Source organism: Actinotalea solisilvae (genome assembly GCF_016464425.1).
Taxonomy (GTDB): domain Bacteria; phylum Actinomycetota; class Actinomycetes; order Actinomycetales; family Cellulomonadaceae; genus Actinotalea; species Actinotalea solisilvae.
The window spans coordinates 1-16579 of the sequence record NZ_JADDKQ010000012.1 but is presented as its reverse complement, the minus strand read 5'-3'; the positions used below and the strand labels follow the sequence as shown (position 1 = coordinate 16579).

Here is a 16579-nt window from a genome sequence, read left to right as displayed (position 1 = left end):
CGTCCCCGCGCGCCGCGGCCGTCGAGGCGCGGCGAGCACGCTCCGCGGCGACGGCGCGGCGCGCGCGGGCCGGGGAGGGAGGGGAGGGGCGGAGGGTCGGGGGCGCGCCCGCCGGCCCGAGCCCGGTCGCGACCGTCGGCGCGGTGGGGCGAGGACTCAGGGGTGCGGGACGCGGGAGCGGCGGTCGCCTGAGCAGGCCACGGCGGCCACCCCGCAACCCGCGGTGACGTCCCGCATCGCTCGCTCCTCGTCCGGACCCCGACCGCGGTCAGCGCGGTCGACGCGACGATCGTACGCGAAGGGCTCGCCCGCACGGCGTCGCACGGGGCAGGCCGAGGGCCCGGGACCGTGCGGTCCCGGGCCCTCGGTCGTCGGTGTGCGTCAGGACTCGCCGTCGTGCGCGTGGCCGCCGTCGCTGCCGACCGTGCCCTCGGGACCGGCCGGCGCGGGGATCGTGAACCGCCCCGGCACCTTCTTGCCCACGACCCCGTTGACCGTCTCGGTCGAGTACGCGTAGGTGAGGACCGCCGTCGCGATGGCGTCGGAGTTCACGTCGAGAGCCTCGAGCGAGAGGTTGTCGATCGTGTCGCACGCGAGGTGGTAGCACGGGTCGAACTGCTCGCCCGGGGTGCCGCCCCAGATCTCCGCCTGCTCCTCGGTCTTGACCACCTCGGCGCCCGTGAACAGCCCGCCCGCGGGGATGCCGGCCAGGATGAACGCCTGGTAGTCGCTGCGCCCGCTGAACTCGGCGTCGTCGTAGGGGATGCCCATCTTCGTGTAGTAGCCCTCGAAGAGGTCCTCGATCTGGACCGACCCCTCGGGCACGACGACGGGCGCCGGGAAGCCGGACTGGTCGCCGTCGTAGACCATGAAGATGTAGTTGGGCGACGCGACCATGTCGAAGTTCAGGTAGAGCGCGATCTCGTCGAGACCCGCCTGGTCGAGCCCGGCGACGTACGCGCGCGAGCCGAGCAGCCCGCTCTCCTCGGCGCCCCACCACGCGAAGCGCAGCGTGTTCTGCGGCGTGAGCGTGCCGAGCTGCTCGGCGATCTCGATGAGGGCGGACGAGCCGCTGCCGTTGTCGTTGATGCCCGGTCCCCGCTGGACCGAGTCGAGGTGGGCCCCGGCCATGACGACGTTGTCCGGGTTGCGGCCCGGGAGCTCGGCGATGACGTTGACCTGCGGGCGCTGCTCGGGCGGGTCGACCTTGACCCGCGCCGTCGAGCCGGCGGCCGCGAGGGCGACGCCGTCGGCGAACGACGCGCCCACGACGGGGATCGAGGCCGGCGTCTGGTTCTCGCCGAGCAGCGTCCCGGTGATGAGGCCCGAGCGGTCGGGCGTGTTGCCCTGGTTGAAGATGATCACGGCCTCGGCGCCCGCCTCCTGGGCGTTGATCGCCTTGATCCCGAACTCGCACGTCCCGCGCTGGATGAGCGCGATGTCGGCGGGGCCGCTGAAGTCCAGGCCGACGAAGTCGGCGTCCTCGCAGCCGCTGGTCACCGGCGCGTACGGGGGCGTGAGCACGACGTCGACCGGCACGACCTGCCCGGTGACCTCGCCGTAGCCGGTGGCCGTGAACACGCCGGTCTCGTAGGTCGCCGAGACGGGCGTGACCTGCTCGAGCTCGGCCGGGGCGACGAAGGTGAAGTCGAACTCGTCGAGCTCCACGGTCCAGCCCGCGGCCTCGAGGCGCTCGACGACGTACTCGACGCTCGCGGTGTAGCCCGTGGTGCCGGCTGCGCGGTTGCCGCCGTTCGCGTCGGCGATGGCCTGGAAGGCCTGCTGGTGCTCGAGCACGCCCTCGACGCGCACGCACTCGAGGAGCTTCTGGTAGGTGTTGTTGGTGCGGGTGTCGCACGCGCTGGTCGAGGGCGCGGCCGCTGCCGGTCCGGCCGCGACGGTCGCGGCGGCGACGAGAGCGGAGGTGGCGAGCGCGATCGGCGCGCGCCTCCTGTCCTGCGTGGGGAGCATCGTCGGTCCCTTCGATCGGGGCGCCCAGGTGTCGCCCGATCTCTCGGACGATAGGTCAGACGCCGCCTCCCGTACACCCATTCGGGTGAACGGACGGCCTCACCGGGGCAGCGACCGGAGCGATCGTGGCCACCGCGCATCCGTCGCGGCGCCTGCCGGCGTAGTGCCTGTGAGGTCCGGGACCGCCCGGACCCGGACCCGCACCCTCGGAGGTCACCATGTCCAGGAAGCTCGCCACCGCCCTCGCCACCTCGGCCGTCCTCGTCGGCTCCGTCCTCGTCGCGGCGCCGGCCACCGCGGCCCCCGCCGACGCCGGGGCCGCGTGCGTCCAGGCAGGCCTGGGGACGCTCAAGGACCTCGGCCTGCTGCAGGCCGCGGCGCAGAAGACCGTCGACTACTCGACCCTCGCCGACCCGGTGGACGGGCCGATCTTCGCCGAGCTGCCCGAGGGCAGCTACCTCTCGCTCGGCCAGGTGGTGAAGCTCCACCGGACGAGCCCCGAGCTCTTCGCCTGGTGCGGCTGAGCCTCACGCGGTGAGGCCGGCGTGCGGGGGTGGCGCGGTCGACCGGGGACGGTCGGCGGCGTCATGCGAGGGGAACCCGCGCGCCGGCCGCAGCCCGAGCACGGCTCACAGGACCGTGAAGCCGTCGGGCAGCCCGCGCCGCCCGGTGGCGGCGAGCAGCAGCGGGCCCGCGAGGTCGGGGGCTCCCGCGGCGAGGTCCGCGACCAGGCGCAGGGCCTGCGCCGCCGGGCGGGCGGGCGGCTCGGCGGGCTCGCCGAGCGCTGCCGCGAGGTCGAGCGTGTGGACCACGAGCTCGAACGTGCGCGTGGGCACGTAGTCGGCCAGGCGCATGCCCCCGGCGACCGTGGTGACGAGCTCGGTCCCGTCCGTCCGGTCGAGCAGCGGCAGCACACGCGCCGCGATGGTCGCGACGGCGGCCGCCGGGTCCGCCCCGAGGGCCGCGCCGGCGTCCCGCCCCCGCTGGGCGACGTCGGGCCCGGCCGCGATCGCGCGCGTCGCGCGGTAGTACTCGACGGTCGTCGGGACGTCGACGCTTGCGGCCGGCGTGGCGAGGTACGCCTCGATCGTGAGCAGCGACCGGCTCGTGTGGCCGACGAGCGCGCGGACGTCCCACTCGCCGAGCCCGGGATGCGACCAGCGGTCGCCCACGAGCGCTGCGGTCGCGACGAACCACGCCGCCGCCTCGGCGACGACGCCGCGTGCCTCGGTCCAGGTGGGGCCCATGGCGTGACTATGGCAGCCCGGGTGCCGGCGGTCGACGTCGGCCCGTGTGCGGCGCGGCCCCGTGCACCGGAACGGCGCGACGTGTGCCCGCAGCGGCCTCAGCCGTCGCGGCGCTCGGCGAGCGCCGCGCGCCAGGCGAGGTCCCGGTGGATCCGCTCGGGCGCCAGGCCGGCCGCCGCGAGCACCGCGAACATGACCTCGGGCGGGTGCGCGAACGCGCGGTACTCGCGTCCCACGAGGCGCTGACGCGCCGCGTCCAGCGCGACGACGCCGCGCGTGAGCAGGGTGCGCGGCGGGTAGGAGAAGACGAGCAGGCGCCGGGCGCGCGACGCCGCCGCGCCCAGCAGACGCCGGTAGTCCGGGTAGCAGCAGACGACGCGGTGCAGGACGACGACGTCCGCGTCGTCCGCCGCGTCCGCGTCGACGGCCAGGTCCGCGATGCGGCGCGTCACGCGGCCCGTGAGGCCGGCCTCCGCGACCAGCCGCGCGGCCTCCGCGTCGTAGGCGGGCGAGAGCTCGAGGTTGGTCGCGGTCGCCGCGCCGCGCCGCAGGAGCTCGAGGTGGATCGCACCGACCCCGCCGCCGATCTCGAGCACGCTCGCGCCCTCGATGCCGCGCCGCTCGAGCGCCGACACCATCGCCTCGGCGGACCGGCTCAGGCCCTGCGAGCGATAGGCGGCCGCGCTGCGTCGCGCGAACCGGTCGTCGAACTCCCGGTCGCACCCGCGGGGGTCGCAGCAGTCGGCCACGGGGGCATCCTCCTCCTGGGCCGGGCGCTGCGTCGCCCCAACTCGGGGCGATCCGCGGGCTACGGCTCGAACCTGCGCCAGCGGCCCTCGGAGACGACCTCGACGGTGCCGTCGACGACCTGGATCGCCGTCTGCTCGTCGATGGCGTAGGACGGGACGTCGAGGCCGGCGGCCCAGCGCTCGGCGTGCGCCATGGTGTTGCTCGGGAAGGCGTCGAGGTGGGGGAAGATCGCGAAGTCGACGACGCCCAGCGTGCGGTCGTCCGGCGCGCCGGCCCACTCGACGAAGAGGTCGCCGATGCGTGGCGTCATGACCATGCTGCCCGCGCTCACCCCCACCCAGACCGTGTGGGCCAGCGACGGCAGCAGGTCGGCCAGCCCCGACTCGCGCACCCAGTGGCTCAGGAACGTCGCGTCACCGCCGTCGACGAGCAGCACGTCGGCCTCACGCACCCAGGGCACCCAGCGCTCCGCGCCGATGCTCGGCAGCGCCGTGAGCTCGAGCACGCCGAGCGACGCCCAGCCCAGCCCCGTGAGGTGCTCGAACCCCGGCGCTGCGGAGACGAGACCCGCCACGCTCGCCGGACCGCACATCGGGTGGCCCCACTGGGCCGTCGGCACGCACAGCGCGCGCGACTCGGCGACGGGCGTGCCGAGCAGCCGCTCGAGCGCGGCGTGGATGCTCGGGTTGGTGACGCCGCCGGACGTGAGCAGGAGCTTCACGAGTGCCTCCTCGTGGGTTCGTGGGACGAGGGGTGCAGACCCGGGCGGGGACGAGAAGTCATCGCCACGACGAGTCGGGGATCTCACCTGCGGTCAGGTCGATGTCCGCCGGCCCTCGCTCCGTGGCCATGCGGCGTCGCCTCAGGGGGACCGCGTGCCGAGTGACGGAACCAGCCACCAGGCCTGCGACTCATCAGTACGTTGACGCTGCCGGCACTGCCGCCGCCAACGACCAGCGTCCCGGGGGAAAGGTGCATCGCACTCGCGCTCGCCGCATCACCGGGCCGACCGCCAGGCCCGCGCACACGCTGCGTCTGCTGACGCCGGGCACCCTCACCCCCGGTACGACCGGGCCACAGGCGACCGCGCTCGTCGGTACCACCCGCGTCGCCCCCGCCGCCCTGGTCGAGGTCAGGACACCGGGCACCGTCCGTGTCGACGGGCCTGCCGAGCTCGCGGCGACCATCGCGGCCGGGCGGGTCGCGGCGACCGGTGCGATCACGGTCAGGTCCCGATGAGCGCCGGAGAGGGCCACGTGGACCCACGGCGGCCCAGGTACGGGCCCCTGGTTGCTGCGTGCCTGCTGAGCCTGCTGGTCGCAGGCCTCGCAGCCTTCATCGGGCACCTGGCGGGTGGCTCGTTCGCGGGCAAGGACCCGGAGCCGGCTGCCGCGTGGATCGGCTGGGGCATCGCCGGCATCGCCCTGGGGGCACCCGTCGCCGGCCTTCCGAAGCTCGGGTTCGCGGTGCGTCGGCCTGTCGCGTTCGCGGCGGGCACCGTCGTGGCCCTCGCGGTCACGGTCGCGGGCGCGTCCTACTCCACCCTGGTGCCGTGAGTCGCCGCCTCGCGACGTCGCACTGACCCAGGGCACGGCGAACGCCCGTCCCGGAGCCCCTGGGGGCCTTCGTCGTGGTGCTGGGGTCAGGTCCCGGCACCGGCGTGGAGCTGGTGCGAGGACCTCTGGTCCGACCGAGCACGGAGCCAGTCGTCCGAGCGCAGCGAGGCCCGCCCCCAGCAGGGGAACGGGCCTCGTGGCAATCACCAAGGACGTCGTCGCGATCGCGACGACCTCCGTGTGTGGAGGTGGCGGGAATCGAACCCGCGTCCGATGGCAGTGAAACAGGTCTTCTCCGGGCGCAGTCTGCTGATGATTTTCTCAGCCCCAGCGATCACGCAGACGAGTCGCTGACGGGCTCAGCCGTCTGAGAGTCCCCGCAGCGCCGACGGCGAACGCTGCGAGCAGTGGCTCTCTAGATGACGCCAGACACTGAGTCGAGAGCTACCTCAGGCTGACGGACTTCAGGACTCGCTCAGGCGGCGAGTGCGAAGTCGGTGCGCTTGGAATCGGCACCTATGGGTTTGCAGGGAGCGTTAATGAGATAACCCTGCATCCTCAGCCCGCTTCTCCTGGAACGACGACCATCGTCGAAACCGATCACCCCCTGTGCAGTTGTCAACTACCCGGCCCGGGACGAGGTCCGCGGATCGAGCAGGTCCAGCGTACGGCACAACGCGCCCGCCGTCGCCGGCATTCCCCGAGGTCAGCCGTGCGGGGGCCGGTTCTGGAACGACGCCGGCGCCGCGGGCGCCGGATCCGTTCCAGGACCGGGTCCTCGCGTGCTAGGCGGTCGCCTTGGCGCGGTAGAGGTCGTGGTCAGCGGCGCGGAACCAGTCGTCGAAGTCCTCGCCGCGCCAGGTCGCGACGCCTGCCGACCACGCGCACAGGTCCGACCGCAGGCGCTCGAGGACCGGGGCGGCGTCGGCGGCGTCGGTGCGGGGGAGCAGGAGCATGAACTCGTCGCCGCCGTACCGTCCGACGACGTCGTCGGCCCGCAGGGCCCGGCGCCAGCTGCGCGCGAGGCCGGACAGGACGGCGTCCCCGGCCGCGTGCCCGTGGACGTCGTTGATGAGCTTGAAGTCGTCGAGGTCGACGACGGCCAGCGTGAGCGGGCGGCCCGAGCGCGCCGCGCGCGCCATCTCGAGCTCCGCGGCGACCCGGAACGCACGCCGCGACAGCGCGCCCGTGAGCTCGTCGGTCGTCGCCTCGAGGCGCAGGTCGACGATGCGTCCGTTGAGCACGAGCGCCATGCTCGCGATGGTGGCCATGAGGAAGAACCACGTCTGCGGGGCCGACGTCGCACCGGACGCCCACAGCCCGACGCCCAGGCCGGCACCGATCCCCGTGAGGTGGCGAAGCAGCAGACGGCGACGGTGGAACGCCGCCGAGAAGATGCCGATCCACAGGAACGAGATCGCGGTGACGATGGTCCCGTTCGGCGTCGTCGAGGCACCCACGCACAGCGAGACCAGCGCCGTCGCGGTGCCGAGCACGGTGTGCAGGTGCCACGCCCGCGCGCGGGCGTCTGCACGGTGGAGCGCGAGCGCGAGGCCGAGCGCGACGACGCACAGGACCGCGCCGAGCGTGCGAGGCGCCGTCGGGCTGAAGGGCACGAGCGCGGTCACGCCGACGACGGCGCCCGCGAGCAGGCACGCCCGGGCGAGCACGCGTGCCTCGTCCCGGCGGGTCAACCGCCCCTGACTACGTGCTCCCACGTCCGCTCCTCGCGGGCCGCCCCCGCGGCCCTCACCGGTTTCATCGGCGTCCTCGACGGCGGCGTGAGCGCCGGACGTCACCGTCTCGACGGGCGGGCACCCGCTCCGAGCGCGGCCCGCGGGACAGAGGCCGCCGGCCAGCGGGTGAGGGGTCAGGCGTTCTTGCGCAGGCTCATCGCCGCCTGGGCCTCGCGGTTCTCCTGCCGCTCGCGCAGCGCGTGGCGCTTGTCGTACTCCTTCTTGCCTCGCGCGAGCGCGATCTCGACCTTGGCCCGGCCGTCGACGAAGTAGAGGGCGAGCGGGACGATCGTGCGGCCCTTCGCCTGGCTCTCGCGCTCGAGCTCCTCGATCTGGCGCCGGTGCAGGAGCAGCTTGCGCTTGCGCCGGGGCGCGTGGTTGGTCCAGGTGCCCTCGGTGTACTCCGGGATGTGGACGCCCTCGAGCCACGCCTCGCCGCGGTCGATGCTCGCGAAGCCGTCGACGAGGGACGCCCGGCCCGCGCGGAGCGCCTTGACCTCGGTGCCCGTGAGCACGAGACCCGCCTCGAACGTGTCGTCGATGTGGTAGTCGTGCCGCGCCTTCTTGTTCGACGCGACGAGCTTGCGTCCCGTCTCCTTGGCCATGCCACCAGGCTAGGGGATGGGTGCGACAGCGGTCGCCCGAGTTCCCGGCGACCGGAGCCGGGTCAGCCGCTGATCATCGGGCGGGGGTCGACCGTGCTGCCGTCCACGTACACCTCGTAGTGCAGGTGGCACGCGGCCGACGTCCCGGTGTTGCCGGCGTAGCCGATGAGCTGGCCCTGCGACACGGACTGCCCGGCGGAGACCGCGAAGCTGGTCATGTGGTTGTAGCTCGCCATGAGCGACGAGCCGTTCCAGTACCCGTGGTTGAGCATGACCTGGTTGCCGAAGCCGCTGCGCGCACGCGCCCACTCGACCGTCCCGCTCGCGGCCGCGTAGAGCGGGGTCCCGCAGTAGGTGCGGATGTCCGTGCCGGCGTGCAGGCGCCAGTAGTGCAGGATCGGGTGGAACCGCATGCCGTAGTCCGAGGTCACGACCATCGGGCTGACCGAGCTCGGGTTGATGAACGGGCGCGCGGCGGTCGACCCCTGGGACGGCGCCGGACGGCCCGCGGCGGCAGCGGCCGCCGCCTCCTCGCGACGCCTCTGCTCCTGCGCCGCGACGATCGCCTGGAGGTCCGCCTCGAGCTGGGCCTGCTGCGCGGCGAGCTGCTGCTCCTGCTGGAGCATCGTCGCCTTGGCCGCCTCGATCTCCGCCGCCTTGGCCGTGGCCTGCGCCTGGAGCTGCTCGAGCTCGAGCTTTCGTGCCTCGGCGGCCGCGCGCGCCGCCTCGGCCTCGACGACCTTGGCGTCGGCCTCGGCCTTGAGGGCCGTGATCTCCTCGCGCACCGCGGTGAGCCGCACCTGTCGGTTGCGGTTGACGCCGTTGATCTGCTCGAGGTCGCGCAGCGCCTGGGTCTGGGTGCGCAGCGCCGTCGACGCGAGCGCCGACTGCTCGACGAACTCCTCGCTGCTCGTGGCGTCGAGCACGGCCGAGAGCGAGGACTGCGTCATGTCGCCCTTGTAGGCGTTGCGCGCCATCTGACCGATCGCCACGCGGGTCTGGTCGGCGCGCTCGGTGTCGGTCGCGATCTGCGTCGTGATCGTCGCCTCCTCCGCCTCGGCGACGACGAGGCGCTCGGCGATGATCGCCGCCTCGCGCTGGAGCCGCGCGAGCGTCTCCTCCGCGACGGCGAGCTGCTGCTCGGCGACGGGGATCTGCGCCTGGATGCCCTGGAGCTCGGCGTACGCCTGCACCAGCGCGGCGTCCGTGTGCTCGAGCTCGGTCTGCAGCGCCTCCATCGCGGCGTCGACGGCGGCCTGGTTCGCCTCGTTCTGCGCGCGCTGGTCGTCGTACTCGTCGGCCGACGCCGGCACGGTCGTCAGCGCGAGCGCGGCGACGAGCAGCATCGCCCAGGGCGCACGCAGGCGTCGGGCGAGGCGACGGGGGAGGGAGGTCCGGCTCGGCATGGGCGTCACACCTTCGTGTATCGGCTCAGGGTGACGACGCTTGACACCGCGGCGAGCCCGATCGCGACGACGAGCAGCACGGGCGCGAGCGTCCAGACCGCGTCGGTGCCGATGTACTGGACGAACTGCACCTCGCCCGCGAGCCAGTCCTCGACGAGGTACCGCACCCCGAACCACAGGCCGGCGACGGAGAGCGCCGCCCCGATCGTCGCCGCGATCGCGCCCTCGAGCATGAACGGCAGCTGGATGAAGAGGTTGGACGCGCCGACGAGGCGCATGATCCCCGTCTCGCGGCGCCGGCTCATCGCGGACAGCCGGATCGTCGTCGTGATGAGCAGCACCGCGGCGAGGAGCATGACGGCGGCGAGCCCGGCCGCGACGAGGCTGGACCGGTTGAGCACGAGGATGAGCGGCTCGATCACCTGCCGCTGGTCGCGGACCTCCTCGACGCCTGCCACGCCCGTGAAGGCGTCGGAGACCACCTGGTACTGCTCGGGGTCGACCAGCGCGACGCGGAACGACGCCTGGAGCTGGTCGGCGGTGACGCCCTGCGCCCACCACTCGTCCGCGAAGCGCTCCTGGAACGCGACGTACGCGTCGTCCTTGCTCTCGTAGTAGACCTGCTCGACGTAGGGCGCGAGCGACTCGGACTCGAGCTGGTCGCGCAGCACCTCCGTCTGCTCGGGCGTGATCTCGCCGCCCGCGCACGTGGGGGAGTCGGAGTCGCTCGGGCACAGGAAGATCGAGACCTCGACCTTGTCGTACCAGTCGTCCTTCATCTGGTCGATCTGCAGCTGGAGCAGGCCGGCCGCGCCGACGAAGGTGAGCGACACGAAGGTCACGAGGACGACCGAGATCGTCATCGAGAGGTTGCGGCGCAGGCCGAGGCCGATCTCGGACAGGATGAACTGGAGTCGCATGGTTCCTCAGCGGGTCGATCCGTAGACGCCGCGCGACTGGTCGCGGACGAGCTGCCCGTCGTCCAGCTCGATGACGCGCTTGCGCATCTGGTCGACGATCTCGTCGTCGTGGGTGGCCATGACGACCGTGGTGCCGGTGCGGTTGATCCGGTCGAGCAGGCGCATGATCCCGACCGACGTCGTCGGGTCGAGGTTCCCGGTGGGCTCGTCGCACAGGAGGATCGAGGGCCGGTTGACGAAGGCCCGCGCGATCGCGACGCGCTGCTGCTCGCCGCCCGAGAGCTCGTGCGGGCGGCGCTTCTCCTTGCCGCCCAGACCGACGAGCTCGAGCGTGTCCGGCACGGTCGTCATGATGTGGTGGCGCGGCTTGCCGATCACCTGGAGCGCGAACGCGACGTTCTCGAAGACCGTCTTGTTGGGCAGCAGGCGGAAGTCCTGGAAGACCGCGCCGATCTGCCGCCGCAGGTGCGGGACCTTCCAGGTCGACAGCGTCGAGAGGTCGCGCCCGGCGACGTAGACCGTGCCGGCCGTCGGGCGCTCCTCGCGCAGCACGAGCCGCAGGAAGGTCGACTTCCCCGAGCCGGACGCGCCGACGAGGAAGACGAACTCCCCGCGCTCGACCTCGAGGTCGACGGCGTCGAGCGCCGGGCGGGCGCCGCGCGCGTAGACCTTGGTGACGTTCTCGAATCGGATCACAACGTGGAGCCAGTCGTCGGGGGCGGGGGCCGTGGCGGTCGTCGCCGCGACCGCACCGTTTCGAGCGTAAGCAGGCACGACGACGCCTCCGGGCGGGACACGCCGCCGTCACCCGACCTGTGAACGCGCCCCAGGCGTCGTCGTGCGCCGTACCCCCACATACCGGGCACCCCCCGGGCCCGGATGCTCGGTTCCGAGCGTCCGTGCAGCCGGAGGTGTCCTGGACGTGCCGATGTGCACGGACGCTCGCGTTCGAGCGTCCGTACCCGGGGGCCGGGGGTCAGGAGTCGGCGCCCCCGCGGCGGCGCCAGCGGATGCCGGCCTCGATGAAGTCGTCGATGTCGCCGTCGAACACGGCCGACGGGTTGCCGACCTCGTGCTCCGTCCGCAGGTCCTTGACCATCTGGTACGGCTGGAGGACGTAGGAGCGCATCTGGTCGCCCCAGCTCGCCTTGATGTCGCCCGCGAGCTCCTTCTGCGTGGCCTTCTCCTCGGCCTGGCGCAGCAGGAGCAGCCGCGACTGCAGGACGCGCAGGGCGGCGGCGCGGTTCTGGATCTGGCTCTTCTCGTTCTGCATCGACACGACCGTGCCGGTCGGCAGGTGGGTGAGGCGCACGGCGGAGTCGGTCGTGTTGACCGACTGGCCGCCGGGGCCCGACGAGCGGAACACGTCGACCTTGAGCTCGTTCTCGGGGATGTCGATGTGGTCGGTCTGCTCGATGAGCGGGACGACCTCGACCGCGGCGAACGACGTCTGACGGCGGCCCTGGTTGTCGAACGGCGAGATGCGCACGAGGCGGTGCGTCCCCGCCTCGACCGAGAGGTTGCCGAAGGCGTACGGCACCTTGACCTCGAAGGTCGCCGACTTCAGGCCCGCCTCCTCCGCGTAGGACGTGTCGAGCACGGCGGTCGGGTAGCCGTGGCGCTCGGCCCAGCGCAGGTACATGCGCAGGAGCATCTCGGCGAAGTCGGCCGCGTCGACGCCGCCCGCGCCCGCGCGGATGGTCACCACGGCCTCGCGGGAGTCGTACTCGCCGTTGAGGAGCGTGCGGACCTCGAGCGCGCCGAGGTCCTTGCGCAGCGTGACGAGCTCCGCGTCGGCGTCGGCGAGCGTGTCGGCGTCGTCCTCCTCCTGCGCCATCTCCACGAGCGTCTCGAGGTCCTCGAGGCGCTGCTCGAAGCCCGCGATGCGGTCGAGCTCGGACTGCGCGTGCGAGAGCGCGGACGTCACCTTCTGGGCGGCCTCCGCGTCGTCCCACAGGTCCGGGGCCGAGGCCTTCTCGGAGAGGTCGGCGATGCGGGCCCGCAGGGCCTCGGGGTCGCTCACGGCGCTGATGGTGCCGAGGGTCGCGCGCAGCGCGGCGATCTCGGAGGGGAAGTCGGTGGCTGCCACGACCGTCCAGGCTATCCGAGCCCGCGGGCCCCGCGCTCCGCGGCCTCTTGCCAGCGGGGTACGGGACGCACCTAGGATCTTCGGCAGGCGAACAAAGTCCCGGCGCGCCCGCCACCCCCTTGAGTCGAAGACGAGCGAGATGACCGCCTCCACCCACGTCCCCGGGACCGTCGTGCCCGCCGCCGAGCCGCTCCACGACGGCTGGTGGCTCCAGGCGGTCGACGGACCGTTCCCCGACGCGCTCCGCGACCGCGCCGTGCCGGCCACGGTGCCGGGCAGCGCGCACACCGACCTGCTCGCGGCGGGCCTCATCCCCGACCCGTACCTCGACCGCAACGAGGAGGCGCTCGTCTGGGCGCACCGCACCCACTGGCGCTGGACGACGGCGTTCGCCGCGCGTGCCGCCGCCGACGGCGAGCGCGTCGACCTCGTGCTCCAGGGGCTCGACACGGTCGCGACGGTGGACCTCAACGGCACCGTCGTCGCGCGCACCGCGAACATGCACCGCTCGTACCGCGTCGACGTGCGGGACCTCCTCGCCGACGGGGAGAACGCGCTCACCGTCGACGTCCGGCCAGCGATCGAGCACGCCGAGGAGCTGGAGCGGACGCTCGGCCGGCGCGCCCACGTCTACGACCACCCGTTCAACATGGTCCGCAAGATGGCCTGCTCGTTCGGCTGGGACTGGGGGCCCGACCTCCAGACGGCGGGCATCTGGCGCCCGGTCGCCCTCGAGCGCTGGCGCGTGGCCAGGCTCGCCCAGGTCCGCCCGCTCGTCACGGTCGACGACGTCGCCGGGGACCGGCCCACGGGCCGCGTCGCGGTGCACGTCGAGGTCGAGCGCTCCGGGCTCGGCGACGACGACGTCGACCTCACCCTGCGCGCCGAGGTGGCCGGACGCTCCGCCGAGGTCGTCGTGCCCGCGGGCGCCCACGCCGCGGTCGTGGAGGTCGAGGTGCCCGACGTCGCGCTGTGGTGGCCGCGGGGCTACGGCCAGCAGCCGCTGCACGACCTCGCCGTGACGCTCGCGCGACCGGGCGGGGAGACGCTCGGCCTGGTCGAGCGCCGGATCGGGTTCCGCACCGTCGAGGTGGACCGCACCCCCGACGAGCACGGCACGCCCTTCACGATCGTCGTCAACGGTCGACCTGTCTTCGCCAAGGGCGCGAACTGGATCCCGGACGACCACCTCCTCACGCGCGTCGACCGGGACCGGTACGCGCGGCGCCTCAGGCAGGCCGTGGACGCGAACCTCAACCTCCTGCGGATCTGGGGCGGCGGCATCTACGAGAGCCACGACCTCTACGAGCTGTGCGACGAGGCCGGCGTCCTCGTGTGGCAGGACTTCCTCTTCGCGTGCGCGTCGTACCCCGAGGAGGAGCCGCTGCGCAGCGAGGTCGAGGCCGAGGCCCGGGAGAACGTCGTGCGCCTCATGGGCCACCCGTCGCTCGTCCTGTGGAACGGCGCGAACGAGAACGTGTGGGGCTACTGGGACTGGGACTGGTCCGAGCAGCTCGCGGACACCACGTGGGGCCTGGGCTACTACACGGCGCTGCTGCCCGGGATCGTCGCCGAGCTCGACCCGACGCGGCCGTACTCGATGAACAGCCCGTACTCGCCGGGCTCCGACGTCAGCGGCACGCACCCCAACGACCCGGACCACGGCACGCACCACGAGTGGGAGTGCTGGAACCGCCGGGACTACGTGCACTACCGCGACGACGTGCCGCGGTTCTGCTCCGAGTTCGGCTGGCAGGGGCCCGCCACGTGGGCGACGCTCACGCGCGCGGTGCCGGCCGACGCGCTCGCGCAGGACTCGCCGGCCTTCCTGCTCCACCAGAAGGCCGAGGACGGCAACGGCAAGCTCGAGCGGGGGCTCGCGCCGCACCTGCCCACGCCCCAGGCGTTCGAGGACTGGCACTGGGCGACGTCGCTCAACCAGGCACGCGCCGTCCGCTTCGCCCTCGAGCACTACCGGTCGTGGTGGCCGCGCACCGCCGGCGCCGTCGTGTGGCAGCTCAACGACTGCTGGCCGGTGACGTCGTGGGCCGCCGTCGACGGCGACGAGCGCCCCAAGCCGCTCTGGTACGCGCTGCGCGCGGCCTACGCCGACCGTCTCCTCACGGTGCAGCCGCGCGACGGACGCCTCGTCGCCGTCGCGGTCAACGACACGGACCAGGCGTGGTCCGGGCCGGTGCTCGCCGAGCGCATGGATCTGGCCGGGAATGTCCGTGCAAGCGCTTCCATGGAGATGGCGGTCGGTCCTCGGTCCGTCGCGCTCCTGGACCTGACGGACGACGTGCTGGCCGTCGCGGACGCGACGCGGGAGGTGCTGGTGGTCCGTTCAGGTGACGGCGCAGCGGGTGAAGTCCGCACGGTGCACGTGTGGGCGGAGGACGTGGAGCTCGCGTACGAGCCCGCGGCGCTCGAGGCCGCGGTCGCCGCCGTGGACGGGGGATTCGTCGTCACGGTGACCGCGCGGACGCTCGTCCGCGACCTCGCTCTCCTGGTCGACAAGGTCGACCCGCGTGGGAGCGTGGATGATCAGCTCATCACGCTGCTACCTGGGGAGACACGGCTCCTGACCGTCCGGAGCGCCCTCGGCGGAGACGGAAGGCGACTCGTGTCACCTGAGGTCCTGCGGAGCGCGAACTCGCTGGTCACAGACTCGCGCACGTCACTCTGAGGACACGTTCGCCGTGCGCCGTCGTCCCCGGGGCCGGTCTGTCGCGCCCCGCACGAGGGGGACTTACTTCGCCTTCCGATCGTAACCAAGTCGTGACCGGGCCCTGCTGTCGGACCGATTGTGACGCGGACTACATTGTGGGAACGCTCCAACGTGGGAGCGCATCCACAGCCACCAAAGGGGATATGGCATGAAGTGGTCTCGATCCCGGCCCGCGAGCTTCCTCGCGGTCGGCGCAGCATCTGCACTCCTCCTCACCGCCTGCAGCACCGGCGGCGGGACCGAGCCCGGCGAGGGCGAGGACGGCGGCGACGGCTCCGAGTCCGTCGACCTCTCCATCCACTTCTGGGGCGACATGGGCTTCACCCAGCTCGCCGAGCAGTACGAGGAGGAGAACCCGGGCGTGACCATCACGCTCGTCGAGGGCGAGTTCAACGCCCAGCACGAGGCGCTGCAGCAGCAGCTCATCGCCGGCTCGGGTGCCGCCGACATCGTCGCCATCGACGAGGGCTTCATCGTCCAGTTCCGTGAGCAGGCCGACAAGTTCGTCAACCTCATGGACCTCGGCGCCGCGGACTACGAGGAGCGCTACCTGCCCTGGAAGTGGAACCAGTCGCTCTCGCCCGACGGCGCGACCCAGATCGGCCTCGGCACCGACGTCGGCGGCCAGGCGCTGTGCTACCGCCACGACCTGTTCGAGGCCGCGGGCCTGCCGTCGGACCGCGAGTCGGTCTCGGCGCTGTGGGACGACGAGGGCTGGGAGGGCTTCATCGCCGCCGGCGAGCAGTACGTCGCCGGCTCGGGCGGCAAGAAGTTCATCGACAACGCCACCCAGGTCTTCAACCCCATCCTGGCGCAGCAGGAGAACAGCTTCTTCAACGACAAGGAGGAGCTGACGCTCGAGCCCGGGCCCAAGGCGGCCTTCGAGCTCACGGGCGAGATCATCGACGCCGGGCTGTCGGCGAACATCGCCGCGTGGTCGGACGAGTGGAACGCGGGCTTCGCCAACGACGCGTTCGCCGTGCTCGCCTGCCCGGCGTGGATGACCGGCCACATCCGCAACCAGGCGCCCGACAAGGCGGGCCTCTGGGACATCGCCGCCATCCCCGGCGGCGGCGGCAACTGGGGCGGCTCGTTCCTCACGATCCCCGCGCAGTCGGAGCACCAGGAGGAGGCGTGGAAGCTCCTCAGCTGGCTGGTCGAGCCCGAGCAGCAGATCGCCGTCTTCAACACCGTCGGCAACCTGCCGTCGCAGCCGGCGCTCTACGAGGACCCGGCCATCCAGGCCAAGCAGGACGAGTTCTTCAACAACGCGCCGACCGGTCAGATCTTCTCCACGACCGCGCTCGAGCTCGAGCCGCAGTACCTGGGCAAGCGCAACGGCCCCGTCCGGGTCGCCGTCGAGAACGTCCTGAACGACATCCAGGCGGGCAACCTCTCCACGGGTGCCGAGGCCTGGGACCGCGCGGTCGCCGAGGCCGAGGCCGCCGCACAGGGCTGAGCCGCTCCGCGCAGCTCGTCGCGTCGCTGACGCGCAGCGTGCCGGGCGGGGGGGGGGCCGCCCCCCCCCCCCCCGCGCCCGGGGGGCCCCCCCCGGGCCCCCCCGCCCCGAC

At 72.9% G+C, this 16579-nt stretch carries 14 protein-coding genes and 1 other RNA gene; 4 read left to right on the top strand and 11 right to left on the bottom strand.

Going from position 1 to position 16579, the window contains the following annotated elements:
* Nucleotides 1–381: 381 nt before the first annotated feature.
* On the bottom strand, nt 382–1971 hold the full coding sequence (locus tag JIG38_RS11815) for a M28 family metallopeptidase (RefSeq protein ID WP_199424024.1): 1590 nt from the start codon (nt 1969–1971) through the stop codon (nt 382–384).
* A 218-nt stretch (nt 1972–2189) separates the two neighbouring features.
* Here JIG38_RS11815 and JIG38_RS11810 point away from each other — a divergent pair, with 218 nt between their 5' ends.
* The gene (locus JIG38_RS11810; RefSeq protein WP_199424023.1) at nt 2190–2495 is read left to right on the top strand and encodes a hypothetical protein; all 306 of its coding nucleotides are present in this window, start codon (nt 2190–2192) and stop codon (nt 2493–2495) included.
* Nucleotides 2496–2600: 105 nt separating this feature from the next.
* Here JIG38_RS11810 and JIG38_RS11805 read toward each other — a convergent pair whose 3' ends face one another.
* From JIG38_RS11805 to JIG38_RS11795, 3 genes are all read right to left on the bottom strand, one after another.
* Nucleotides 2601–3218, bottom strand: coding sequence for a maleylpyruvate isomerase N-terminal domain-containing protein (locus JIG38_RS11805; RefSeq protein WP_199424022.1), 618 nt, complete (start codon nt 3216–3218; stop codon nt 2601–2603).
* A gap of 98 nt (nt 3219–3316) precedes the next feature.
* Complete coding sequence (locus JIG38_RS11800) at nt 3317–3967, bottom strand: methyltransferase domain-containing protein (RefSeq protein ID WP_199424021.1); 651 nt, start codon at nt 3965–3967, stop codon at nt 3317–3319.
* A 59-nt stretch (nt 3968–4026) separates the two neighbouring features.
* Nucleotides 4027–4689 (bottom strand): Type 1 glutamine amidotransferase-like domain-containing protein, encoded by a 663-nt coding sequence (locus JIG38_RS11795; RefSeq protein WP_199424020.1) that lies wholly within the window; start codon nt 4687–4689, stop codon nt 4027–4029.
* Nucleotides 4690–5203: 514 nt separating this feature from the next.
* On the opposite strand from JIG38_RS11795, the gene JIG38_RS11790 reads away from it, so the two are divergent.
* Nucleotides 5204–5524 carry a hypothetical protein gene (locus JIG38_RS11790; protein ID WP_199424019.1) on the top strand — a complete coding sequence of 107 codons (321 nt, stop codon included), beginning with the start codon at nt 5204–5206 and terminating at the stop codon, nt 5522–5524.
* Between the two features lie 240 nt (nt 5525–5764).
* Here JIG38_RS11790 and ssrA read toward each other — a convergent pair.
* The 7 genes from ssrA to prfB all read right to left on the bottom strand — a co-directional run bounded on the left by ssrA (nt 5765) and on the right by prfB (nt 12280).
* Nucleotides 5765–6132, bottom strand: a transfer-messenger RNA (tmRNA) gene (gene ssrA, locus JIG38_RS11785).
* 177 nt (nt 6133–6309) lie between these two features.
* Entirely contained in the window at nt 6310–7242 is a 933-nt protein-coding gene (locus JIG38_RS21045; protein ID WP_199424018.1) for a GGDEF domain-containing protein, read from the bottom strand.
* A gap of 152 nt (nt 7243–7394) precedes the next feature.
* On the bottom strand, nt 7395–7865 hold the full coding sequence (gene smpB, locus JIG38_RS11775; protein WP_199424017.1) for an SsrA-binding protein SmpB: 471 nt from the start codon (nt 7863–7865) through the stop codon (nt 7395–7397).
* Between the two features lie 62 nt (nt 7866–7927).
* Nucleotides 7928–9271 carry a M23 family metallopeptidase gene (locus JIG38_RS11770; RefSeq protein WP_199424016.1) on the bottom strand — a complete coding sequence of 448 codons (1344 nt, stop codon included), beginning with the start codon at nt 9269–9271 and terminating at the stop codon, nt 7928–7930.
* Between the two features lie 5 nt (nt 9272–9276).
* Nucleotides 9277–10191, bottom strand: a complete 915-nt coding sequence (gene ftsX / locus JIG38_RS11765; protein ID WP_199424015.1) for a permease-like cell division protein FtsX — start codon at nt 10189–10191, stop codon at nt 9277–9279.
* A 6-nt stretch (nt 10192–10197) separates the two neighbouring features.
* Nucleotides 10198–10887, bottom strand: coding sequence for a cell division ATP-binding protein FtsE (ftsE, locus tag JIG38_RS11760; protein ID WP_199424014.1), 690 nt, complete (start codon nt 10885–10887; stop codon nt 10198–10200).
* Nucleotides 10888–11167: 280 nt separating this feature from the next.
* Nucleotides 11168–12280, bottom strand: coding sequence for a peptide chain release factor 2 (gene prfB, locus JIG38_RS11755; RefSeq protein WP_199424013.1), 1113 nt, complete (start codon nt 12278–12280; stop codon nt 11168–11170).
* A 139-nt stretch (nt 12281–12419) separates the two neighbouring features.
* Here prfB and JIG38_RS11750 point away from each other — a divergent pair, with 139 nt between their 5' ends.
* Both JIG38_RS11750 and JIG38_RS11745 read left to right on the top strand, forming a co-directional pair.
* On the top strand, nt 12420–14966 hold the full coding sequence (locus tag JIG38_RS11750) for a glycoside hydrolase family 2 protein (protein ID WP_199424012.1): 2547 nt from the start codon (nt 12420–12422) through the stop codon (nt 14964–14966).
* Between the two features lie 190 nt (nt 14967–15156).
* Nucleotides 15157–16467, top strand: coding sequence for an ABC transporter substrate-binding protein (locus tag JIG38_RS11745; RefSeq protein ID WP_199424011.1), 1311 nt, complete (start codon nt 15157–15159; stop codon nt 16465–16467).
* Nucleotides 16468–16579 lie beyond the last annotated feature (112 nt).